The organism is Azospirillum baldaniorum (assembly GCF_003119195.2).
Classification (GTDB): domain Bacteria; phylum Pseudomonadota; class Alphaproteobacteria; order Azospirillales; family Azospirillaceae; genus Azospirillum; species Azospirillum baldaniorum.
Genome location: NZ_CP022254.1, coordinates 54,602 through 78,166 on the forward strand (window position 1 = coordinate 54,602; position 23,565 = coordinate 78,166).

A 23,565-nucleotide genomic window follows, 5' to 3' on the forward strand; every position below is an offset into this window, starting at 1 on the left:
GCGCGCCTGATGGGAGAAGGTGCCATGTCTGACGGAATGGCCGGCGTCAACCAGATGGTCTCGGACCTCAACAAGTCCGTGTCCGCTGCCGTGGAACGCATGAACGCGCAGCGGGAGGCCGAAGCCGCCGCCGCCGCAAACGTGCAGGAATTCCGCAAGGACGTCCGCAAGTCCTCCGTCAACACCCCCGGCTTCGCCACGGACATGGGCGTTCTAGCCAAGAACGTGACCCGCCTCAACGTGGTCGGCGCGCTGGGCGCCGACGATCCCGTCGACTTCTACAAGTTCCGCGTGACGACCAAGGGCGAGGTGACGCTGGGGCAGGTCGGCGACGAGGGGCTGCGCGTCCAGGTGATGTCCAAGTTCGGCACGGTCGTGGCCGACAGCGACAAGAACACCGGCAAGAATTACGACGCCTTCAAGGGCATGATGCAGGGCGAGTACGAACTCGACCGCGGCGACTACACGCTGCGCCTGACGCGCGAGAAAGGGCAGTCCGCCAAGGACCCCAAGAACTACGCCATCCAGCTCAGCATGGGCAAATACACCCAGGATTACGACACGGTCGTCAAGGCGCCGAAGAAGGGCGAAAGCCCGTTCAACCTGTCCACTGGTCAGCAGGCCATGCTGGACGGGCTGAGCCAGGCGGCGGCGAGCCTGAATTCCATCCCCACCGGCCAGTCCGGCACGCAGAAGTTGCTCGGCAGCTTCAACATGTTCGTCTGATCGACTCCTGATTTCCACCAAGGACCGAAGCCCTTTCCCCACCCATGGGGGAAGGGCTTTTTCCATCCGGGGCCCATGGTCCGCCCCGCTCGGCGCTCCTCCTCCGGCGCACCCCGCAATCGGCGGACCTTTCGCCCGTGGGAAATGTTAAGCCAACGCTATGACCGCACCGGACCATCCGATCCTGCTCTGCCACGACTGTGGGGCGCCGCACGCCCTGCCGCCGGCCTTGCCCGGCCATCGCGCGGAATGCCACCGCTGCGGGGCGGTGCTGCGCCATTTCCGGACCGGCGGGCTGGGGCAGGCGGTCGCCCTCGCCATCGCCTCGACGATCCTGTTCGTCACCGCCAACCTGTTCCCCATCCTGACCTTCGAGCTGGAGGGGCGGGCGCAGACAGCGACCCTGCTCAGCGGCTCGGTGGCGCTGTGGGACGGCGGCTACGAGGTGCTGGGCGTCCTGGTCTTCTTCGTGCTGTTCCTGGCGCCGCTGGCGCAGGTGCTCGGCACGCTCTATGTCGTGATGCCGCTCGCCGCCGGGCGGACGGCGGCGCCGGGCGCAGCCTGGACCTTCCGGACGGTGGCGCGGCTGCGCCGCTGGGCGATGGCCGAAGTCTTCCTGCTCGGCCTGATCGTCGCCTATGTGAAGCTGTCCGATCTGGCGGAACTGGAGCCGGGGGCGTCGCTGGCCGCCCTGGTCGCCTTCATCCTGGTGCAGGTGTGGGGGGAGGCGTCGCTCAGCCCCTTCGAGGTGTGGGAGCGGATCGCGCCACAGACCCGCGTTGCCCAAACGGCCAACGCCGACCCGGAGCGGCTGACCGCCTGCCACGACTGCCATCAGGTGGTGGCCGGGGCCAATGGCGGTGAATCGCAGGGGGCCTGCCCGCGCTGTGGCGCCCGGCTGCACCACCGCAAGCCGAACAGCCTGCCGCGCGGCTGGGCGCTGATCTCCGCGGCGACGATCCTCTACATTCCGGCGAACCTGTTGCCGATCATGACGGTGGTCTATTTCGGCGCCGGCCAGCCCGACACCATCCTGTCCGGTGTGGAGGCGCTGATCGCGGCGGAGATGTGGCCGGTGGCCCTGCTGGTCTTCTTTGCCAGCATCACCGTGCCGGTGCTGAAGCTGATCGGGCTGGCCTATCTGCTGTGGACGGTGCAGCGGGGCTCGCCGAAGCGGCAGCGCGACCGCACGCGGCTCTACCGCCTGATCGAGGGGGTGGGGCGCTGGTCCATGGTGGACATCTTCATGATCTCGCTTCTGGCGGCCCTGGTTCAATTGGGCGCCATCGCCACCATCCACGCGGAGCTGGGCGCCGTCGCCTTCGCCGCGGTCGTCATCATCACCATGCTGGCGTCGGACTCCTTCGACCCGCGTCTGATCTGGGACGCGCCGCCCCGGCGGGCGCAGCGGCAGGATTCCTCCATGATTGATGCCCATGACTGATCCGAACCCCACGGTGGAGCCGGCCAGCCCGGTGATCCGCCGCCGCCGTGGCCTGCCGCTGATCTGGCTGGTGCCGCTGGTCGCCGCGCTGATCGGCGGCTGGCTGGCCTGGAAGACGCTGAACGAGCGCGGCCCGACCATCACCATCACCTTCGACACGGCGGAGGGGCTGGAACCGGGCAAGACCCGCGTGCGCTACCGCGATGTCGATGTCGGGACGGTGCAGGGTGTGGCGGTCTCGCCCGACCTGTCGAACGTCATCGTCTCCGTGCGCATGGTGAAGGGCGCCGCCTCCTATCTCAACGACCGGACGAGCTTCTGGGTGGTCAAGCCGCGGCTGGGCTTCGGCGGCGTGTCGGGCCTCGGCACGCTGATCTCGGGCGCCTACATCGGCATGGACCCGGGAACCGGCAACGGCGAGGCGCTCAGCGCCTTCCGCGGGCTGGAGGAGCCGCCGCTGATCCGGTCCAGCTCGCCGGGCCGGCGCTTCGCGCTTCGCGCCGATCGGCTGGGCGGGCTGGGGCCGGGGGCGCCGATCTACTACCGCGGCATCCAGGTCGGCGAGGTGGTCGGCTATGAATTCTCCCAGGACTGGCAGTCGCTGACCATCCCGGTCTTCATCCACGCCCCCTATGACCGGATCGTTCGGCCCAACACCCGCTTCTGGAACGCCAGCGGCCTGTCGGTGTCCATCGGGCCCGAGGGGCCGACGGTGGCGCTGGAATCGCTGCAATCTCTGGCGACCGGCGGCGTGTCCTTCGAGACTCCCGGCCTCGGCGGCCCCGGCGACAGTGGCGAGATCGCGGCGGAGGGCACGGACTTCCCCCTCTATGAGAGCCGCAACGCCGCCAGCGATGCCCGCTTCACCCGGCGGGTGCCCTTCCTGGTGCATTTCGACGGGTCGGTGCGCGGGTTGCATCCGGGGTCCGCGGTGGAGTTCCGCGGCATCCGTGTGGGCGAGGTGACCGACATCCGCCTCGACGTGGACCCGGTGACTGGCGAGGCCCGCATTCCGGTGACCCTGAACATCGAGCCGGAGCGGCTGGGCAGCGACCTGCCGGCGGCGCACGACACCGAGACCGCCTATGCCCGCATGAAGACGCTGGTGGAGCAGGGGCTGCGGGCGCAGTTGCGCACCGGCAACCTGCTGACCGGTGAGCTGATCGTGACGCTCGACCTGTTCCCGGACGCGCCCAAGGAAACACTGGTCCGCGGCGGTCCCTACCCGGAACTGCCCTCCCAGCCGAACGTGCTCGACACGGCGACCAAGACCGCCACCGACCTGATGAACGAGCTGGCTCGCGCGCCCATCGCCGAAACAGTGGTGGAACTGCGCTCGACCATCCAGAAGGCCGGTGCCCTGATCGGCTCGCCGGAGATCGCGCAGGCCGTCGGCTCGCTCAGCCGGTCGCTCGCCGAACTGGAAAAGACGACGCAGGCGCTGGGCAGCGAGGGCGAGCCGACCATCCGCGCCCTGCGCGACGTGGCGGAAAACACCTCCAAGCTGGTCCGGCAGGCCGAGAAGACGCTCAGCAGCGCGGACGGGCTGGTCAACTCGTCCCGCCCCGCGGTCAGCGACCTGCAGGGGCTGGTGCGCGAACTGACCGCCGCGGCCCGCTCCATCCGTGGCCTGACCGACTATCTCGAACGCCATCCCGAAGCCCTGATCCGGGGCAAACGCGGTTGAGGATTCCCATGGCTCTCGCTCGTCACACCCGTCGCCTGCTGCTGTGCGCCTCCGCTGTGGCCCTACTGGCCGCCTGCAGCACGCCGCCCAGCCGCTTCTACCATCTGGACGCCGTCGCGCCGGACACGGCACCCTCGGGCGCAGCTCCGTTGCGGGGCGCCGAGGCGCAGCGGCGCGTGATCGGGCTGGAAGGGGTGAAGGTCCCCGGCTATCTCGACCGGTCGGAGCTGGTGATGCGGGCGCCGGGCAACCGGCTGGTCGTCCGGGAGTTCGACCGCTGGGGCGGCCCCCTCGACGAGATGGTGACCCGAACGCTGCTGCGGAACCTCGAGACGGACCTGTCGGGGACGGAGGTCGTCGGCCTGCCGCTTCAGCGCGACTTCCCGCTGTCCCAGGTGGTCGAGGTGACGCTGGACCGCTTCGACGCGGCGGAGGACGGGCCGGCGGTTCTGGAGGCGCGCTGGCGCGTCTTCGACCAGGGCGGCGACCGGCTGCGCCGCCTGGGCCACACCGCGGCGCAGGAACCGGTGAGCGCGGCCGGCGATCCCGGTGCCGTCGCCGACGCGCTCAGCCGCACCCTGGCCCGCTTGGCGCAAGATATCGCAAGCGCGCTGCGCTGATCCCGGTCGTCTGTTTTAAAACGGGCGATCCAAATGAAAATAATCGATTCTCGATCGATTGTCTCAAATGCTGCGCTGCAAAAGCGGCGCATTCCATCAGTTTTTGTGACAGGACGTGACTTGGATGGTGCCCTGCGTATTTCGCAGAGATTGATTGATTGGGATCAATGTGGGCGGGGAGCTTTGAGCGCCTACTGATTGGGCAAGCGCGATGCTTGGCCGGGCGGGTCCGTCCGGTCGGGCGCCGCGCAACGTGGCGCGGCCCCCGCCGGGGAGGGCAGGGACCGCCGCAGACCAATAGAGGCGCGTCATGGATTCCCTGATGTTCGAACCGAAAATCCCCGTTGCCGAAGCCGAGACGCCGAACCCCTGGCGCGGTTTTGCGCCCGGTTCCTGGCGGACCACGGTCGATCTGCGCGATTTCATCGTGAAGAACGTCCGCCCCTACGGCGGCGACGGCAGTTTCCTCTCCCCGGCCAGCGACCGCACCCTGTCGCTGTGGAACAAGGTGCGCGATCTCCTGAAGGAGGAGCGCGCGGCCAAGGGCGGCGTGCTCGACGCCGACACGGAACTGGTGTCCTCCATCGTCAGCCACGCCCCCGGCTACATCGACCGGGAGCTTGAGGTCATCGTCGGGCTTCAGACGGACAAGCCGCTGAAGCGGTCGATCATGCCCTTCGGAGGCTGGCGCATGGTCAAGACGGGCCTGGAAGCCTACGGCTTCAAGCCCTCGCCCAAGCTGGACGACGTGTTCCCGGCGCTGCGCAAGACGCACAATGACGGCGTCTTCGACGTCTACACCGAGGAGATGCTGCGCTGCCGCAAGTCGGGCGTCATCACCGGCCTGCCGGACGCCTACGGGCGCGGGCGCATCATCGGCGACTACCGCCGGCTGGCGCTCTACGGCGCGACCTTCCTGATCGAGGATAAGAAGGCCCAGTACAAGAGCCTGGAAGTCGACCGCATCGACGAGAACACGCTGCGCCTGCGCGAGGAGATCACCGAGCAGATCCGCGCGCTCCGCGACCTCGTGACGATGGCGGCGTCCTACGGCTTCGACGTGTCGCGCCCGGCGACCAACGCCTTCGAGGCGGTGCAGTGGACCTACCTCGCCTATCTGGCAGCGGTGAAGGAGGCCAACGGAGCGGCCATGTCGCTCGGCCGCGTGTCGAGCTTCCTCGACGTCTACATCGAGCGCGACCTGCGCGAAGGCCGCCTGGACGAGGCGGGCGCTCAGGAACTGATCGACCAGTTCGTCATCAAGCTGCGCATGGTGCGTTTCCTGCGCACGCCGGAATACGACCAGCTCTTCTCCGGTGATCCGACCTGGGTGACGGAGTGCATCGGCGGCATGGCGCTCGACGGGCGCACGCTGGTGACCAAGGGCAGCTTCCGCATGCTCCATACGCTCCAGAATTTGGGTCCGGCGCCGGAACCGAACCTGACCGTTCTGTGGTCGGAAAGCCTGCCGGAGGGCTTCAAGAAGTTCTGCGCCGAGACGTCGATCAAGACCTGCTCGGTGCAGTACGAGAACGACGACCTGATGCGGCCCTTCTGGGGCGACGACTACGGCATCGCCTGCTGCGTCTCGGCCATGCGCATCGGCAAGCAGATGCAGTTCTTCGGCGCCCGCGCCAACCTCGCCAAGACGCTGCTCTACGCCATCAACGGCGGCCGCGACGAGGTCTCCGGCGAGCAGGTCGGCCCGGCCTTCGCGCCGATCACCGGCGACGTGCTCGACCACGACACGGTGGTCGCCCGCCTGCTGCCGATGATGGAGTGGCTGGCCCGCGCCTACATGAACACGCTCAACGCCATCCACTTCATGCACGACAAGTACATGTACGAGCGGCTGGAGATGGCCCTGCACGACCGCGACGTGCTGCGCACCATGGCCTGCGGCATTGCCGGCCTGAGCGTCGTCGCGGACAGCCTGTCGGCGATCAAGCACGCCACGGTGAAGGTGGTCCGCGACGAGCGTGGCCTCGCCACCGACTTCGTGATCGAGGGCGACTATCCGGCCTTCGGCAACAACGACGACCGGGTGGACGGGATCGCGGTGTGGCTGGTGGAGACCTTCATGGGTCTGCTGCGCAAGCAGAAGGCCTACCGCGACGCGGTGCCCACCCAGTCGGTGCTGACGATCACCTCGAACGTGGTCTACGGCAAGAAGACCGGCAACACGCCGGACGGGCGCAAGGCCGGCCAGCCCTTCGCCCCGGGGGCCAACCCGATGCACGGGCGCGACCGCAAGGGGGCCATCGCCTCGATGGCGTCGGTGGCCAAGCTGCCCTACGCCCACGCCCAGGACGGCATCAGCTACACCTTCACCATCGTGCCCGGCGCTCTGGGCCCGACCGAGGGGGAGCGGGTGGCCAATCTGGTGGGCATGCTGGACGGCTATTTCGGCCAGGGCGGCCACCACATCAACGTGAACGTCTTCGACCGCGAGACGCTGCTGCACGCCATGGACCATCCGGAGCTGTACCCGCAGCTGACCATCCGGGTGTCGGGCTACGCGGTGAACTTCATCAAGCTGACCCGCGAGCAGCAGATGGACGTCATCAGCCGCACCTTCCATGGGGCGCATTGAGAAGCGTCTGAGTCGCGGCGCATTGCCCCCACCCTGACCCTCCCCCGCTGGGCGGGGGAGGGGATAATTCCCTCCCCTGCGTCAGCGGGGGAGGGAAGGGACCCGCGAAGCGGGAAGGGTGGGGGCAACACGCCCCCCTCACACCGTCCCCTGCGTGTCCTCCTTGATCCCCAGCGCCTGCATCCGCTCGTAGAGCGAGGCGCGCGAAATCCCCAGCAGCTTGGCGGCCTTCGCCTTCACCCCGCCGGTGCGGGACAGCGCACCGACGATGGCCGCGCGTTCCGTGTCCTTCAGCACGTCGCTCAAGGGACGGTCGCCACCCTCCGCCAGCCGCTCGCCTGAACCGCCGGGACCCGCCGCGCGCGGCAGGGCACCGCGGATGTGGTCGGCGGTCAGGACCGTGTCGTCGGTCATCGCCGACACCCGTTCCAACACGTTGCGCAACTCCCGCACATTGCCCGGCCAGTCGTAATCCTCCAGCACGGCGATGGCCCCGGCGGTCAGTTCCCGCGACGGGGCGGCGGTGGTGAAGGCCAGCTCGTCGAGGATGCGGTCGGCGATGCTGCCGATGTCCTCCGTCCGGTCGCGCAGCGGCGGCAGGGTGATCGGCACCACGTTCAGCCGGTAATAGAGGTCGGCGCGGAACTGCCGCTCGCGGACCAGGGCGTCGAGGTCGCGGCTGGTCGCCGCGATGACGCGCAGATCGACGCGCACCACCTTGTTCGAACCGACCGCCTCGAATTCCCGCTCCTGGAGCACGCGCAGCAGTTTGGCCTGGAGCGGCAGCGGCATGTCGCCGATCTCGTCCAGGAACAGGGTGCCACCGTCGGCGAGCTGGAACTTGCCCTCGCGCATCTTGCGGTCAGCGCCGGTGTAGGCGCCGGGGGCGACGCCGAACAGCTCGGATTCCAGGAGGTTTTCCGGAATCGCCGCGACGTTCACCCCAACGAAGGGCGCGTTGGCGCGCGGGCTGGCGGCGTGGATGCCGTGGGCCAGCAGCTCCTTGCCGGTGCCGGTCTCGCCCAGCAGCAGGACGGTGCTGTCGAGCTGCGCGGCGCGACGGGCCAACCGCTTCACCTCGCGCATGGAATCGCTGTTGCCGATCATCTGCGACAGGGAGTATTTCGCGCGCCGCTCCTGCGCCAGCTCCTGGCGGGCGCGGGTCAGCTCCTCCTGGAGCTTCTGGTACTTCGACATCAGCGGGCGCAGCCGGTCGGCCCGGTCGAACAGCGCGAAGCCGATGGCCCCGATCAGCGTCCCGTCCTCCTCGCGCAGCGGCAGACGGGTGACCACGATGGTCCGCTCCCTGATGTCCATGAGGTCGAGCAGCATGGTCTGCCCGCTCTCCACCACATGGCGCATCTGGCTGTTGGGGATCACCTCCTCGACCGGGCGGCCCAGCGCGTCGTCCGGATTGCCGGAATAGCCGAGCAATTCCAGATAGCGCTCGCCGATCCAGGCGATCCGCGCGTTCTGGTCGACCACAATCAGCCCGACGCAGGCGTCCGCCAGATGGTGGAACAGCGACTCCACGGCCCTGGCCCGCAAATGTTCGAAGTTCGGTTCGAGGCTCATGCCTTCTTCCTTCTTGATGGGGGGCTTGGTGGAGGGCTTGGCGGAGGGCGTCGCGGACCTAGCATCAAGTGGGGGCATCATACCAGGGAATCCAGTTGGGGGATGCCCCGCCCCTACGCACGACGCTGATCCTATGCCGAATTACGCCGTGTGCCGGGGCACGCGCTGTTGTATGGTGCGGCAAGACCGAGACCGACCGAAGACTTGTCCCTGGCATGCTGCCGAAGGCCGATTCGAACGACCCGACCATGCCGGACCACGAGCAACTGCTGCTTGCCGTCGCGCGCAACCGCGATTCCACCGCCTTCCGGGCGCTGTTCGACCACTTCGCGCCGCGGATCAAAGCCTACATGCGCCGGCTGGGCGCCGACAGCAGCACCGCTGAGGAGCTGGTCCAGGACGTCATGATGGCGGTGTGGCTGCGGGCGGACCGCTTCGATCCGGCGCTGGCCAGCGCCTCCACCTGGATCTACACCATCGCCCGCAACCGCCGGATCGACCGCGTCCGGCAGGAACGGCGGCCCGAGCTTCAGCCCGACGACCTGATGCCGGACGGTGGGGAGGAGCCCACGCCCGACCACCACTTCGAGGCCGCCGAGACGGCCTTCCGCCTGCGCGCGGTGATCGGCAACCTGCCGCCGGAGCAGGCCGACGTGCTGCGGCTCGCCTACTACGAGGACAAGGTTCATGCGGAGATTTCCGCCGAACGCAGCATCCCCCTGGGTACCGTGAAGACCCGCCTGCGGCTGGCGCTCGTTCGCTTGCGCCGGGCCTTCGGGGAGGGGGCGTGACCGTGCCGGCCCATCATCCCGCCCCCGAACTGCTTCTCGACTACGCCGCCGGCAGCCTGCGCGAGGTGCAGTCTCTGCTGGTCGCCGCGCATCTCGCCTATTGCCCGGACTGCCGGGCGCAGGTCGCGGAGCTGGAAGCCTGCGGCGGCGTCCTGCTGGCGGATCTGCCGCCGGAGCCGGTGTCCGATTCGCTGTTCGGCACCCTGATGACCCGGCTCGACGCGACGGCCGCTGCGCCGCCGCCCGTTCCCACGCCGGCCGGAAAGAGCCTGTTTCCCGGCCCGCTGCGCCGGGCCATCGGGGCGGAGCCGGAGGCGCTGGAATGGGTGCGCGTCGTTCCGGGCGTCCATCTGTCGGCCTGGGGCGTCAGCGCCGGAACCGCCTCGGCCTGCCTGCTGCGCATGGCGCCGGGGTCCCGGGTGCCGGCCCACCGCCACACCGACAGCGAGATGCTGCTGGTGATGAAGGGCGGCTTCTCCGACGAGTTCGGGGCCTACCGGGTTGGCGACGTGGCGTCCTACGACACCGGCACGCCGCACCACGCCGTGGCCGACGCGGACGGGGAATGCCTGTGCCTGCTGGTGCAGGACCAGCCTTTGGTCTTCACCGGCCCGCTCGGCTGGCTGCTCAACCGGGGCTTCCGCTTCTGAGCGGAAAACTGGAACGGGACGGGAACATTCCTTCCCCGCCGCGGGCGCGCTGCTGCTAGACTGCGGCCATGGCTGTGTTCGACGATTGCAAGGTCCTGTGCCGCGACTGCGCGGCGGCCCTCCGCGGGAGCGAGCCGCGCTGCTCCAAATGCGGCGGCCGGCGGCTGGTCCGGCATGAGGAGCTGCATGGCCTCGCCATCGGCCACATCGACTGCGACGCCTTCTACGCCACGGTGGAGAAGCGCGACCGGCCCGAGCTGGTCAGCCGCCCGCTGATCATCGGCGGCGACCGGCGTGGGGTGGTCGCCGCCTGCTGCTACATCGCGCGGATGGCCGGGGTGCGCTCGGCCATGCCGATGTGGCAGGCGCTGGAAGCCTGCCCGGACGCCGTCGTGCTGCGGCCCGACATGGCGAAGTACAAGACAGTGGGCCGGCAGGCGCGGGAGCTGATGCACGCCTTCACCCCGCTGGTCGAGCCACTGTCCATCGACGAGGCTTTCCTCGACCTGTCCGGCGTGGCCGAGCGGCTGAGCATCAGCCCGGCCCAGGCGCTGGCCGAGCTGGTCCGCCGTTTCGAGAATCAGCTGGGCATCACCGCCTCGGTCGGGCTCAGCTACAACAAGCTGTTCGCCAAGATCGCCTCCGACCTGGAGAAGCCGCGCGGCTTCTCGGTGATCGGGCGGGGGCAGGCGCTCGACTTTTTGGCGCCCAAGCCGGTGTCGATCCTGTGGGGCGTCGGGCCGGTGCTCCAGCGCAAGCTGCAGTCGGACGGCATCCGCACGGTGGGCGACCTGCGTGGCTGGTCGGAGATCGATCTGGTGCGCCGCCACGGCAAGATGGGCCGCCTGCTGCACCGCTTCGCCCGCGGCCAGGATGACCGCCGGGTGGAGCCGGAATCGCCGAGCAAGAGCATCTCCGCCGAGACGACCTTCGACTGGGAGACCGCCGACAAGGCGGCACTGAAGGACGCGCTGCTTCCGCTGGCCGAGACGGTGGCACGCCGCCTGTCCGCCGCGGGCCTGCGGGGGCGCAGCGTGGTCTTGAAGATGAAGACCGCCGATTTCCAGACGATCACCCGCTCGCGCCGGGTCGATCCGCCCGCCCGCTCGGCGGGGCTGATCTGGCAGACCGGCTGCGAGATGCTGGACGCCGAGCCGGACGGGCGGTCGATCCGCCTGATCGGCGTCGGCTGCACCGACCTGCTCGACCCGGAGACCGAGGCGGAGCCGGGCCTGTTCGACGGGTTCGGCCCGTCTCCGCCGGGGTGAAGCGAATTCGGACCAATCCGGTCCAGGGACCGCTTGCCGCGGCACGGTGGAGGCGCCCACTCTTCGTCTCGACGTTTCGGTATGGAGAGACGGGATGAGTCAGGCGGTGTGCGCGGGTGCCATGATGACCTGCAGTTTTGGGGCGGCGCCGTCCGCCCTGGTGGTGCTGCCGCTGAACCGGACGATGGCCGGCGGGCCGCCGATGGCGAACATCATGGACAACAAGCCGATCATGAACATTCCGCCCTTCGGCGTGTGCACCAGTCCGGCCAACCCGGTGGTCGCCTCGATGATTCCGGTGCCGCCGCCGGGCGTGATCAAGCCGCAACCCTGCGTTCCCTGCACCGTCGCCCCCTGGGTGCCCGGCGCGCCCACGGTGATGGTCGGCAACATGCCGGCCCTGACCTCCACCAGCAAGCTGATGTGCAATTGGGGCGGGGTGATCCAGATCGTCGTGCCGGGGCAGTTCACGGTGCAGACGCCGTAGGGTGTGCGGGGGGGTGAGGTGTCGGGGGGAATTGCCCCCACCCTAACCCTCCCCCGCTATCGCAGGGGAGGGGACTGTTGCCGCTTCGCAGAAGGCACCCTCCCCTGCGAAGCGGGGGAGGGCCGGGGTGGGGCAAGGGTTTTCACTTCAGGAGTGCCCTCACCCCGCCGGGGGCTGAAGCACGGCGATCTCCTTGCCATCCTCCGAATAGGTCCGCAGCGGTTCGATCAGCAGGCCGCGGCGGTAGACGCCGTGCTGCATCAGCGCGCCGGAGGGGAAGAAGCGGCGCAGCACCCCGTCCTGAAGCCCGTCCAGGAAGGCCGCGCGCTCGCTCACCGTGCCGTCGTCGTAATAGCCCAGGACCGGGCCGTGCAGGCGGTCGTTGGCGTAGCTCTCCCGCCGCATCGGGCGACCCTGCGGGCTGTGGAACAGCGCCTCGCCCTCGCGCTTGCCGTCGCAATACTGGAAGACGGCGGCCACCGTGCCGCTCTCGTGGAAGAAGACCGACGGGCCGTTGAGGAACCCGCCGCGGTAGGTCATGCGGCAGGTCGGGCGGGCGTTGGCGTAGAAGGTGGTCTGGCCGTGCTGCACGCCGTCCGCATACTCGGCGACCTGGACGAGGGCGCCGCCGGGGGCGTAGTTGCGCACCTCTCCATGCAGCTTCCCGGCACGCAGCCGGGCGCGCAGGATCGGGTGCCCGTCCTCGCCGTAGGCGGTGTAGAGGCCATGGAACTGCTCGTCGCGCATCTCGCCGCTGCGCACGATGCGGCCCTGCTCGTCGCGTTCCTCCACGGGCTGGGGATCGGGAATCCGCGCTTCAGATGGGCTGTCGTCGGCCATCTCAATTCACCTTCACCAGGGTGCCTTTGACGGTCATGATGGCGCCGGCGCTGACCTCGCCCATGGTCTGGGCCTTCAGCGTGGCGGACAGCCCCTCGGCGGTCAGGGCCATCCCGGCCTTCAGGTTCATGCCCATGCTCGCCTTGACGTCCATGCCCATGCCCGACTTGATCTCCATCGCCATGCCGGACTTGGCGTTGAAGGCGCCGCCGGCGTCGAGCTTCATGTCCGTGCCGGACTTGACGGCGACTTCGCCGGAGGTGGCCGTCACCTTGACCGACTTGCCCTTGATGACCACGTCGCCGGTCACGTCGATGGTCAGGTTGCCCTTCACGGTCAGGGTGTAGTCGCCGTCGGCCTTGTGGATGAAGTCCGCCTTGTTGGTGTGGGTCTCGTTCCCCTTCACCGTCACGGCGCGCGTGCCCTTCGCGACCTCGTGAGTCTCGTTGCCGTCCGACACGGTGATGCTGTGATCGTTCTTCACGGTCAGCTTGCGGTCGTGCTGGATGTCGATGGTGCTGTCGTTCTCGACCGTCTCCACCTCGTCGTGTTTGACGAGGCGGGTCACGTCGTTCAACACCTCGACGTTCATGTCCTTCTGGGCGTGAACGAAAATCTCCTCGGCGTCGGCCTTGTCCTCGAAGCGGATCTCGTTGAACTTGCCGGTGCCGTTCTTCGAGGTCTGGGTCTTGATGGTGCTCTTGGTCGAATCGTCGGGCAGCGTGTAGGGCACGGTCTGCTCGGCGTTGTAGACGGAGCCGGTGACCAGTGGGCGGTCGGGGTCGCCGTCGAGGAAGGTCACCACCACCTCTTGCCCGACGCGCGGGAAGAACATGATGCCGTAGTTCTTGCCCGCCCAGTTCTGCGCGACGCGGACCCAGCAGGAGCTTTTCTCGTCCTTCTTGCCCAGCCGGTCCCAGTGGAACTGCACCTTGATGCGCCCGTATTTGTCGAGCCAGATCTCCTCCCCGCTCTTGCCGACGACGATGGCGGTCTGGGTGGAGTGGATGCGCGGCTTCACCGCCGTGTCGAGCGGGCGGAAGGGCAGATCGGGCGGGAAGGCGGTGAAATGGGCGTTGAAATGGCCGCTCGCCCCGTCGATGCGCACGGAATACAGGACATACTCGGCGTTCAGGTCGCTCTTGCTGTGGCCGGACACGGTGATGCGCGTCCCGGCCTCCAGCGACCGGCATTCGCCGCTGCCGCGCACCCGGCGTCCGGGGAAGGCCAGCGCCTGCTGGCGCAGCTTGGCCATCGCCTCACCGTCTGACGAGGTGGTGTGGCGGCCCATGTAGTCGCTGACCGTGCCGAAGCCCGACGCGCCCTCGGCCGTGGCGTAGAGATCGGTTGAGGGCGTCTCGAAATGGTAGCCGTCGATGCCGTAGCTCTTGGTCGTCACGCGGCGCTCGACGCTGAGCCCGTTCAGCACATGGTCCTCGTCGTCGTGCCCTTCGGTGGTGCGGTATTCGAAAGCGTCGAGCAGCGTGCTCTTGGCGAAGGCGTTGGCCCCGTCGCCCAGCACCAGCGTGTGCTTCCCGTCCTCATGCGCGAAGTAATAGAAGATGCCTTCCTCTTCGAGCAGACGGGCGACGAAGTTGTAGTCGGTCTCGCGGTACTGCACGCAATATTCGCGCTTGGCGTAGGTGCCGGTCAGCGATTTCTTGAGGTCGGTGTAGCCGGCGCCCTTGCAGACCTCCTCGACGATTTCCGGGACCGTCTTCTCCTGGAAGATGCGGCAGTCGCCGGAATGGGTCAGCATCCACAGCCAGGGGTGAAGCTCCGCCTCGTAATGGGCGACCTGGCCGCGGTCGTCGACGTGGGTCAGTTCGATCCGCCCGACGATGGCGTTGATGTAGCGCACCGTCTCCTGGTCGCCGAGCGTGATGGCGACGGTCACCGCCTTGCCGACGACGCGGTCGAAGGCGATGTCCTCGTCCGACGAGATCATCGTGACGCGGTAGGTGAACAGCGACGACAGCCGCTCCTCCCCCACGATGGTGCGCAGCGCCAGCGCGTCCGCCCCCAGCGGGGTGGTGATGGACAGATACTGGCCGTCCTGGGAAAAGCGCTTCGCCATCCTCGCCGCTCCCCGGTCAGGCCGCCGTGCCGTCCACGCTGACGGTGAAGCGGCCGTCCGCGCCGTGGTCCACGGTGATGCGGCCCACCGGCTGGCCGGCGGCGACGCGGTCGAGGATGCGGATCGCCACCTCCGGCACCACGAACTCCGACAGCAGCGTGTCGATCATGCGCGCCCCGGCGTCGGAGTTCAGCGCCCGCAGAACCAGCGCCTCCACCGCCGCGTCGGTGACGGCCAACTCGGCGCCGCGGTTGCCGGCGGTGCGGCGTTGCAGCTTGTCCAGCTTCATCGTCACGATGCGGCGGATCTGCGCCTCGCTCAGCGGGTAATAGGGCACGACCGACAGGCGGCCGAGGAAGGCCGGGCGGAAGCGGCGGCGCAGCACGTCGGAGATGGCGGCCAGCCCATCCTCCCGCGCCTCGCCGATGCGCCCGGCGTCGAGCGCCTCGCGGCCCAATGCGAACAGCTCGGTGTCCCCCAGGTTGCTGGTCAGCAGGATCAGCGTGTTGCGGAAGTCCACCTCCACCCCCTCGCCGTCCTCCAGAACGCCCTTGTCGAAGACCTGATAGAACATGTCCAGCACGTCGGGGTGGGCCTTTTCGACCTCGTCCATCAGCAGCACGGCGTGGGGGCGGCGGCGCACCGCCTCGGTCAGCACGCCGCCGCTGCCGTAGCCGACATAGCCCGGCGGGGCGCCGCGCAGCGTCGCCACGGCGTGGGCCTCCTGATACTCCGACATGTTGATGGTGATCAGGCTGTCCTCGCCGCCGTTCAGCAGCTCGGCGAGCGCCAGGGCGGTTTCGGTCTTGCCGACGCCGCTCGGGCCGCTCAGCAGGAAGACGCCGATGGGGCGCTGCGGCTCGCCCAGCCCGGCGCGGTAGCCGCGCACGGCCCGCGCGATGGCCTGGAGCGCCTGCGGCTGGCCGACGACGCGGGCGGCCATGCGGTCCTCCAGCGTGGCGACCACCTCCAGGTCGTCCTTGGACATCGAACCGACCGGGATGCCGGTCCAGTTCGACACCACGGCGGCGACCACCGCACCGTCCACCCGGTGCGGGACCAGCGGGCTGTCGCTCTGCACGGCCTTCAGCTTTTCCATGGCCGCGGCGGCCTCCACCGCATGGCCGGCCTTCAGCGCGGCTTCCACCGCATTGACCAGATCGTGCTCGCGCGTCCAGCGCTCGTCCAGCGCGGCCTTCTCCAGGGAGAGCGCGCCGCGGCGTTGCGAAATCTGCGACAGGCGGGCGTGGTGGGCGGTGCCGGGTTCGGCCTCCAGCCGCTCCGCCTCGCGGGCGAGGATGGCGTCCTCGCGCTCCATCGCCTCGATGGCCTCGGGCTTGGAGCTGCGGGCGATGGCGACGCGGGCGCAGGCGGTGTCGAGCACGCTGATCGCCTTGTCAGGCAACTGGCGGGCGGGGATGTAGCGGGCGGACAGGGCGACCGCGGCGGCGATGCCGTCGTCCAGCACGCTGACCCCGTGATGCTCCTCGAAGCGGCGGACGAGGCCGCGCAGCATGGCGGCCGCCGCCGTCTCGTCCGGTTCCGGCACCGAGACGGGCTGGAAGCGGCGGGCCAGCGCCGGGTCCTTCTCGAAATACTTCTTGTACTCGGCCCAGGTGGTGGCGGCGATGGTGCGAAACTCGCCACGGGCCAGGGCGGGCTTCAGCAGGTTGGCGGCGTCGCCCTGGCCAGCGGCTCCGCCGGCGCCGATCAGCGCGTGCGCCTCGTCGATGAAGACGACCATCGGCACGGGGGAGGCCGAGACCTCCTTGATGATCGACTTCAGCCGGTTCTCGAACTCGCCCTTCACCCCGGCTCCGGCTTGCAGCAGCCCGAGGTCGAGCGTGCGGATGACCATGCCGCGCAGCGGCGGCGGCACGTCGCCCTCGGCGATGCGCAGGGCCAGCCCTTCCACAATGGCGGTCTTGCCGACGCCGGGGTCGCCGACGAGGATCGGGTTGTTCTGGCGGCGGCGCATCATCACGTCGATGACCTGCCGGATCTCGCGGTCGCGCCCGATCACCGGGTCGATCTTCCCGGCCTTGGCCTGGGCGGTCAGGTCCTGGCTGTACTGATCCAGCATGGCCCGCCCGTCCGACGCGGCGGAGAGCGGAGCGGCGGTGGGAGAGGAGTCGGACGCGGCGGCGGACGGTCCGCCCTCCTTCAGAACGCGCACCAGTTCCGGCAGGTCGGACGCGGTGCGCTCGCGCGGCAGGGCGAGCAGCGAGGGGGCGGACTCCGTGATCACCGCCCGCACGGAATCGCAGGCGACCGCGGCCCAGAGGATGGCCGGGAGGAGGATCTGCGGGCTGTCCAGATGGGTGACGGAGATCAGCAGCGCCGTCTCCAGCATCTCTGGCACGCGGGGGGAGAAGGCCGGGGTGCGGCTGTTGCCGCGGCGGATGCGGTCCAGCGCCGCGTCCAGTTCCGTCTCCAGCCGGCCCGCCTCGACGCCGTAATGGCGCAGGATGCCGGCGACGGTAGCGTCCTTCAGCCGCAGCAGGGCCAGCAGCACATGCTCCGCCTCGACGTCGTAATGGGTCTGCGAGACGCACAGCGCGGCGGAGCGTTCCAGAACCTTGCGCCCGTCGCGGTCGAGCTTTCCGATGAGGGACTTGATGTCGGCGGTCACGGGACGGCTCCCTGGGATGACGTTGCGGGCGGGGCGGGGTCGAGGGTCAGGCGCCCGTCCTTCACATTCGGGCGGCCCGGCGCCCGCAGCCAGGAGGTCCAGCCGAGGCGGCTGCCCTCCGGCGGCTTGGTGGACAGGCGCGTCAGCGGCACCTTGGTGGCTTCCAGCACCAGCACGATGCGAAAATCCATGCCGTCCCCGGTGTGGAAGCGGGCGAGCGCGCAGAGGGTCTGATGGTGCCGCCCGTCGGGCAGGAACTCGCGGAAGCGCTCCAGGCTGTCGAGCGTCAGTTCGATGGCGTAGCAGCTCTGCTGGTCCCAGACGCGGCGGCCCAGCACGACGGTGCGGCCGAGGCTGTTGTTCCGCGCGCCGAAGCCGCCGCCGATGCGGGTCCGGCTCTCCTCGTCCAGCGGCAGCCAGCGCCCGACGAAGCTCTCCACCCGCACCTTGACCCGGAAGACGGCGCCGAGGATCGCCTCAAGCCCAGCCGACGAACGGCGCCGGTTGGCGAGGATGCCGGAGAAGGCCAGCAGCATCCGGTCGGGCGTGCCGGGCAGGCGCTGTTCCAGGCCGGGCGTGCCGATTCCGGCCAGCGCGCGCAGCACACGGGCCATCAGGGTGCGTTCCGGGTCGCGCTCCAGCAGGGGGAGGCTGCCCTGGCGGGTGCGGTAGAAGATCGACATCAGGCGGTGGTTGAAGATGTCGTAGAAGGCCGAGCCCGCCGTGTCGTGTCGCGCCGCTCGCTCCACGAGCAGTTCGGTGGCGACGTAGGGCAGGGGGCCGTTGATGCCCGCCACGCCCAGAACGGGGGAACGCACCACGCCGCGCCCGTCCTCGGTCCGCCGCGCCTCGACCACGTCGCTGGCGGGGAAGACGAAGCTGGGGTCGTGCTCGATGCGGACGGCCTCCTGCTCCGGGTCGATGCCGGTGCCGAGCGGGGCCAAGCCGGGGGCGGCGCGCTCCAGCAGGGCGATGGCCTGCAGCAGGTCGAAGCCCCAGGGCTCGGCCTCCAGCCGGTCGATCAGGGCGGGAGGCTGGCCCGAGGAGGGGGGAGGGCGGTCCGTCACAGGACCGGCTGGCTGCCGGCGAGGCGCGACCATGCCTTCCAGACCCCTTCCCGTTGCACCGAGCGCAGCCGAAGCTGGGCGAAGGCGTTGACGTTGATGTAGAGCCCGAGGAAGCGGCTGAGCACGCCGCCGAAGACCAGCGGGCTGGCGCCGACGAAGTTCCGCTCGTCCAGTGCCACCGTCACCTCCAGCCCGCGCACGAAGCCGCGCCAGGCGTCCTGTCCCATGCGGTGCAGCACCGGGCGGGAGGACAGGCCCTGCACGCCGCGGATCTGGTGCTGGGCGGACGGATCGTCGGGCGCGTGCAGCAGCAGGATGGATTGCAGGGCGCGCAGCCCCTCGGCGTCGCCGGTGAGGCTGAGATGGTTGACCGACAGGTGCGAGATCAGCTTCCAGGCCGAGGAGCCGCCCGCCGGGGCCGGGCGGCCGGGCGTCGGCTTGTGCAGACAGCGGATGGTGGCGATGGGGGCGGATTCCTCGATCATCAGCGCCGCCCCCGCCGGCACCTGCTCGGCCAGCGCGCGGTTGGTGCAGAGCGTGCGCACCAGAAGCGTCTCGTCCGCCGGGTCGGTCGGCGTCAGGTCGAGGTGGTGCAGGCTGAGATGGATGTCGGTGCCCGGCACGTCCTCCCGCTGGGTCGGCTCACGCGCGGCCAGCCAGAAGCCGCGCGGCTCCGTTTCGGCCTCGGCGTGCTGGTGCGAAAAGAGGGGGACGTAGCGGTGGTGCATGCCGTCGCCGTCGCGCAGGCCGCTGACCTCCAGGATCGAATGGACCTCGGTCGTGCGCTCGCGCAGGGCGTCGGGAACGACGCGGTAGGCGGTGCGCCGGTGGTTCAGCCGGATCGGCTCCGCCGTGCGGTTGAACAGGTTGACGATGGGCGTGCAGCCGAGGACGAAGCTGTCCTTGCGCAGGGTCAGCCGGTTGGGCAGCGGGCGCGACACCGCGATCAGGATGTCCACGACCTCGCCCGACAGCCGGCCTTGCGGAAGCGGCAGGTCGTAGAAGTCGAACTTCTGCGGAAACTCGAAGTATTCCTGCAACAGGCCGTAGGCCGGCTGGGCATGCTTGGGATGGGGCAGAACCGTCTCGTCCGGGCCGAAGCCCACGGGGGCGATCAGGTTCTCGCCGCGCAGCCGCACCGGCGGCTTGCCGGGCTGGACGTAGGCGATCTCGACCACGCCGCACAGGAACAGCTCGTGCAGGGCGGATGTGAGGATCGTTTCGCCGTCGATGAACAGGCGCAGCCTGTCGATCGGCAGATTCTCGAAGGACTGGTTGCGCGTTTCCAGCCGCAGCCGCAGCACCGAGGCGGTGGCGGCGCCGTCGAGGAAGTCGTAGCGGTCCGCCGGCTCCACCGCGGCGTCGGTCACCGCGACCGGCCACAGCGTCACGTCGTAGGCGGTGCGGAAGCGGCAACGGATGTTGTCCTCGGCCACGGCGTGCAGCGGCGTCCCGCGCGGCACGCGGAAGCCGCCGGTCAGCCGCCCCTCGCCGGGCGTCGGCTCCATCCGCGCGATGCCCATGGCCGGGATCGGCGCGATCATCTGCGGGTGGAGGATGCCGAGCAGAGCTTCGGAGAAGCGCGGGAATTCGCGCTCCAGATTGAGTTGCAGGCGACCCGACAGGAAAGCGAAGGATTCGATCAGCCGCTCGACGTTCGGGTCGGCGGCTTGGTCCGGTCCCAGCGCCAGCCGGCGCGCGATCTTGGGATAGCTGCGCGCGAAGGCTTCGCCCGCCCGGCGGACGTAGAGAAGCTCGCGTTCGTAATGGTCGAGGAGGTCCTCGCGCCGCATCCTGGTGCGTCCTTTCAGCCGGACTGGCTTGGCTCGGTGGCGGCCGGGCCGCGCAGGCCCACGTCGAACTCCAGCCGTTCGGTGACGGTGCCCGCCACGACCTCGCCGGAGATGCTGGTGACCATGGTGCCGCGCCCGGTTCCGGCGCTGACGGTCACCCGCGGGCGCTTCAGCCGCGGCTCGAAATCGATGATGGCCTGCCGCACCATCCGCTCCACCTGACGGCGGTCGGCGTCGGAAGCGGCGTCCAGATGCGTGATGTCGGAAATCCCATAGTCCAGCGCCGTTCCGCCGAGGTCGGGGCGGCGCGTGCCGGTGCTGCGGCTGTCGAGGATGCGCGCCACCTCGCGCTGAATCGACGCCTTGAGGTCGGGCATGGACAGCACCGTGGCGGACGGCTCGTCGCCCGTCGGGTGGTCCGGTTCGAAGTCGATCAGCCGTTCGAACAGCAGCGACCGTCCGCCGGTCATCGTCTTGGGCTGGGTCATCGCCGTGTCCGTTGGGGGTGAAGTCGCTTCAGTTCCTTCTCCCCTCTGGGGAGAAGGTTAGGATGAGGGGGTTGCGCGTCTCGGAGCGTCCGGCAAAAGCGCAACCCCCTCACCCGGCCCTGCGGGCCACCCTCTCCCCAGAGGGGAGAGGGTTATTTGCCACCTCAGCTGTCGGAGACGGTGCCCTTCAGCAGGTTGAACTTCACGCCGCCACCGCCTTCGTGCTTCTGCTCCTCGGTGTAGCGCTTGTAGGTCCAGTAGATCTCGGTGGCGTTGATCTCGATGGTCTCGGTCGTGTCGCCCTCGTTGACGCTCAGGCTGTGCTTGGCGATCAGCGGGTTGGTCAGCTCGATCGTCAGGAACTCGCCCCACTGGTGGCTGTCGCCGATCGGCTTCAGGCAATGGATGGTCCACTGCTTCTTCGCCGTGTCGGAGTTGGCCGAGCGCAGCAGCAGCGAGATCAGCTTGGGCGAGGCCCGGTCCCACTTGCGCTCAAGGGTGATGTTCTCGACCTTCGGGGTGTGGACCGTGCGGCGGGCGTTGGTCGACACTTCCATTTCGACGGTCATGTCCTGCGACAGGGATTCGCACAGGATCATGTCCTTGAACACCACGCCCCCGGCGATCTCCACCGCGGACTCCCCCTGGACGTTGGGGATATCGAGAATGATCATAGACATGCGGATTTACTCCGGACGATGCGTTCGGGGGGAGGGGATCAGGCTTCCGGCGCCGGCAGTTCGGCGACCATGCGGATGGAGGCCGACAGCTCTTCGAGCTGGAAATGCGGACGCAGGAAGATGTTGGCGCGGTAGACGCCCGGACGGCCCGGCACGTCGTAGACGTCGATGCGGGCCTCGCGCAGCGGGAAACGGGCCTTCGTGCCCTGCGACGCCTCGTCGTCCAGAAGGACGTAGTTGGCGATCCAGGTGTTCAGGTGGTCCGTGATGTTGTTGCGCGTCAGGAAGGCGCCGATCTTGTCGCGCAGCATCACCTTCAGGTAATGGGCGAAGCGCGACGACACCAGCATGTACGGCAGCATCGCGGAGATGCGGGCGTTCGCGTTGGCCTCGTCGGTGTTGTAGACCTTCGGCTTGTTGGTGGTCTGGCCGCTGAAGAACGCCGCGTAATCCGTGTTCTTGCAGTGGACCAGCGAGATGAAGCCGAGGTCGTTCAGCTCCTTCTCACGGCGATCGGTGATGGCGATCTCCGTCGGGCACTTCAGGGCGACGTCGCCCTCGTCGGTCTTGAAGGTGTGGCTGGGCAGACCCTCGACCTTGCCGCCGCCTTCGACGCCGCGGATGGCCGCGGTCCAGCCGTGCTTGGCGAAGCTGTCGGTGATGCGCGCGGCCAGCGCCCAGGAGGCGTTGCCCCACAGGTACTTGGAATGATCGCGCCCGTCGGTGTCCTCGACGAAATTCATGCCTTCGACCGGAACGGTGTTCGGGCCGTAGGGCAGGCGCATCAGGACGTGCGGCATGGTCAGCGAGACGTAGCGGGAATCCTCCGACGAACGGAAGGACCGCCACTTCACCATCTCGGCCGTCTCGAAGATCTTCGACAGGTCGCGCGGGGCGCCCAGCTCGCCGAAGTTCTCCATGTCGAACATCGCCGGCGACACGGCGCTGATGAACGGCGCGTGGGCGGCGGCGGCGAGGTTCGACATCTTCTCCAGCAGGGAGATGTCCTGCGGATGGCGGCCGAACTCGTAATCACCGACCAGCATGCTGTAGGGCGTGCCGCCCAGCGTGCCGTACTCGGCCTCGTAGACCATCTTGAACATGGCGCTCTGGTCGAACTCGACCGCGCTGTCCAGGTCCTTCTGAAGGTCCTTGCGCGAGACGTTGAGGACGCGCAGCTTCAGCGTCGTCGAGGTCTCGGTGTTCATGACGAGGTAGTTGAGGCCGCGCCACGTGCCTTCCAGCTTCTGGAAGTCGGGGTGGTGCATGACCTCGTTCAGCTGGTCGCTGATCAGCTCGTCGATCTGCGCGATGCGCTGGTTGATCGCCTCGACCACGTCGATGGCGGAGGCGTCGCCGGTCTCGGCGAGGACCTGGTCGACGAATTCGGTCAGAAGGTCGCGGGCGTAGGGCCGCTGGCCCTCTTCGCGCGCCATCTTGCCTTCGACCATCATGCGGTCGAGCAGGGACAGACTGGCGGCGCTCTCAACGGACGTTTCCGTGCTCACCTGTTCGCTCCGTGAAGGGGGTTCTGGTTGGGCTTACCGGGAGGGGGGATCAGGCGGGCTCGCCCGCGGGCTCGCCGGCCGGGGCGCCGGCCACCGGGCCGAGGAGCTTCTTCAGCTCGTCCTGCTGTTCGGTGCTGGTGATGACGTCGTTCAGCAGGCCGTTCAGCTCGTCGTTGCCGTCCAGCTTGGCCAGCAGATCCGACAGCTTCTGCCGGGCTTCGAACAGGCGGCTCAGCGTCGGCACCTGCTTCAGCACCTCCACCGGCTGGAAATCGTCCATGTGGCGCATGTTCAGCAGGATGTTCAGCTTGCCGCCGTCCTCCTGCAGCTTGTTGTCCACCTGGAAGGCGAGGCGCGGCCCGACGGAGGCCATCACGTCGTTGAAGTTGTCGCGGTCGATCTCGACGAACTTGCGCTCCTTCAGCTTGGGAAGGGGCTTCTCCGGCTTGCCGCTGAGATCGGCCAGGATGCCGACCAGGAAGGGCAGCTCCTTCATCTCCTGGGCGCCACCGGTGTGGACCTCGTAGGTGAGCTTCACCCGCGGCGGGCGGACGCGCTCCAACTTCTTCTGACTGCTCTCGCTCATATCTGACGACCTCATAGGGTTGTGCGCGTCGCGCGCCGGCTGTCGAGCTTCGC

Annotated in this window: 19 protein-coding genes; 9 read left to right on the top strand and 10 right to left on the bottom strand. The window is 68.8% G+C overall.

The window, feature by feature from the left end; genetic code table 11:
• Positions 1 to 24 precede the first annotated feature (24 nt).
• From Sp245p_RS14575 to pflB, 5 genes are all read left to right on the top strand, one after another.
• Positions 25 to 726 carry a hypothetical protein gene (locus Sp245p_RS14575; protein WP_014198545.1) on the top strand — a complete coding sequence of 234 codons (702 nt, stop codon included), beginning with the start codon at positions 25 to 27 and terminating at the stop codon, positions 724 to 726.
• 160 nt (positions 727 to 886) lie between these two features.
• Positions 887 to 2,170, top strand: a complete 1,284-nt coding sequence (locus Sp245p_RS14580; RefSeq protein ID WP_109138646.1) for a paraquat-inducible protein A — start codon at positions 887 to 889, stop codon at positions 2,168 to 2,170.
• Entirely contained in the window at positions 2,163 to 3,857 is a 1,695-nt protein-coding gene (locus Sp245p_RS14585) for a PqiB family protein (RefSeq protein ID WP_041812972.1), read from the top strand. The genes Sp245p_RS14580 and Sp245p_RS14585 overlap by 8 nt, the downstream gene beginning before the upstream one ends.
• A gap of 8 nt (positions 3,858 to 3,865) precedes the next feature.
• Positions 3,866 to 4,477, top strand: coding sequence for a PqiC family protein (locus Sp245p_RS14590; RefSeq protein WP_052584406.1), 612 nt, complete (start codon positions 3,866 to 3,868; stop codon positions 4,475 to 4,477).
• Positions 4,478 to 4,799: 322 nt separating this feature from the next.
• Entirely contained in the window at positions 4,800 to 7,070 is a 2,271-nt protein-coding gene (gene pflB, locus Sp245p_RS14595) for a formate C-acetyltransferase (protein ID WP_425458899.1), read from the top strand.
• Positions 7,071 to 7,208: 138 nt separating this feature from the next.
• Here the strand turns inward: pflB and Sp245p_RS14605 are convergent, their stop codons facing one another.
• Entirely contained in the window at positions 7,209 to 8,645 is a 1,437-nt protein-coding gene (locus tag Sp245p_RS14605; protein ID WP_014198551.1) for a sigma-54 interaction domain-containing protein, read from the bottom strand.
• A gap of 215 nt (positions 8,646 to 8,860) precedes the next feature.
• On the opposite strand from Sp245p_RS14605, the gene Sp245p_RS14610 reads away from it, so the two are divergent.
• From Sp245p_RS14610 to Sp245p_RS14625, 4 genes are all read left to right on the top strand, one after another.
• Positions 8,861 to 9,436, top strand: a complete 576-nt coding sequence (locus Sp245p_RS14610; RefSeq protein WP_014198552.1) for a sigma-70 family RNA polymerase sigma factor — start codon at positions 8,861 to 8,863, stop codon at positions 9,434 to 9,436.
• On the top strand, positions 9,433 to 10,086 hold the full coding sequence (locus Sp245p_RS14615) for a ChrR family anti-sigma-E factor (protein WP_014198553.1): 654 nt from the start codon (positions 9,433 to 9,435) through the stop codon (positions 10,084 to 10,086). The genes Sp245p_RS14610 and Sp245p_RS14615 overlap by 4 nt, the downstream gene beginning before the upstream one ends.
• Before the next feature lie 68 nt (positions 10,087 to 10,154).
• The gene (locus tag Sp245p_RS14620) at positions 10,155 to 11,354 is read left to right on the top strand and encodes a DNA polymerase IV (protein WP_014198554.1); all 1,200 of its coding nucleotides are present in this window, start codon (positions 10,155 to 10,157) and stop codon (positions 11,352 to 11,354) included.
• A gap of 94 nt (positions 11,355 to 11,448) precedes the next feature.
• On the top strand, positions 11,449 to 11,841 hold the full coding sequence (locus tag Sp245p_RS14625) for a DUF4280 domain-containing protein (RefSeq protein ID WP_014198555.1): 393 nt from the start codon (positions 11,449 to 11,451) through the stop codon (positions 11,839 to 11,841).
• Between the two features lie 159 nt (positions 11,842 to 12,000).
• Here Sp245p_RS14625 and Sp245p_RS14630 read toward each other — a convergent pair whose 3' ends face one another.
• From Sp245p_RS14630 to tssB, 9 genes are all read right to left on the bottom strand, one after another.
• Entirely contained in the window at positions 12,001 to 12,681 is a 681-nt protein-coding gene (locus Sp245p_RS14630; RefSeq protein ID WP_014198556.1) for a toxin-antitoxin system YwqK family antitoxin, read from the bottom strand.
• A gap of 1 nt (position 12,682) precedes the next feature.
• Positions 12,683 to 14,758, bottom strand: coding sequence for a type VI secretion system Vgr family protein (locus Sp245p_RS14635; RefSeq protein WP_014198557.1), 2,076 nt, complete (start codon positions 14,756 to 14,758; stop codon positions 12,683 to 12,685).
• Between the two features lie 16 nt (positions 14,759 to 14,774).
• Positions 14,775 to 17,390, bottom strand: coding sequence for a type VI secretion system ATPase TssH (tssH, locus tag Sp245p_RS14640; RefSeq protein ID WP_014198558.1), 2,616 nt, complete (start codon positions 17,388 to 17,390; stop codon positions 14,775 to 14,777).
• Complete coding sequence (gene tssG, locus Sp245p_RS14645; protein ID WP_244439442.1) at positions 17,387 to 18,457, bottom strand: type VI secretion system baseplate subunit TssG; 1,071 nt, start codon at positions 18,455 to 18,457, stop codon at positions 17,387 to 17,389. The genes tssH and tssG overlap by 4 nt, the downstream gene beginning before the upstream one ends.
• Positions 18,454 to 20,250 carry a type VI secretion system baseplate subunit TssF gene (gene tssF / locus Sp245p_RS14650; RefSeq protein WP_014198560.1) on the bottom strand — a complete coding sequence of 599 codons (1,797 nt, stop codon included), beginning with the start codon at positions 20,248 to 20,250 and terminating at the stop codon, positions 18,454 to 18,456. Before tssF ends, tssG begins: the two co-directional genes overlap by 4 nt.
• Before the next feature lie 14 nt (positions 20,251 to 20,264).
• Positions 20,265 to 20,738 carry a type VI secretion system baseplate subunit TssE gene (gene tssE, locus Sp245p_RS14655; RefSeq protein WP_014198561.1) on the bottom strand — a complete coding sequence of 158 codons (474 nt, stop codon included), beginning with the start codon at positions 20,736 to 20,738 and terminating at the stop codon, positions 20,265 to 20,267.
• Positions 20,739 to 20,902: 164 nt separating this feature from the next.
• Positions 20,903 to 21,418: an Hcp family type VI secretion system effector gene (locus Sp245p_RS14660; protein ID WP_052584407.1), complete on the bottom strand. Its 516-nt coding sequence runs from the start codon at positions 21,416 to 21,418 to the stop codon at positions 20,903 to 20,905.
• A gap of 38 nt (positions 21,419 to 21,456) precedes the next feature.
• Complete coding sequence (gene tssC / locus Sp245p_RS14665; protein ID WP_014198563.1) at positions 21,457 to 22,926, bottom strand: type VI secretion system contractile sheath large subunit; 1,470 nt, start codon at positions 22,924 to 22,926, stop codon at positions 21,457 to 21,459.
• Positions 22,927 to 22,975: 49 nt separating this feature from the next.
• Positions 22,976 to 23,512, bottom strand: a complete 537-nt coding sequence (tssB, locus tag Sp245p_RS14670) for a type VI secretion system contractile sheath small subunit (RefSeq protein WP_014198564.1) — start codon at positions 23,510 to 23,512, stop codon at positions 22,976 to 22,978.
• Between the last annotated feature and the right edge of the window lie 53 nt (positions 23,513 to 23,565).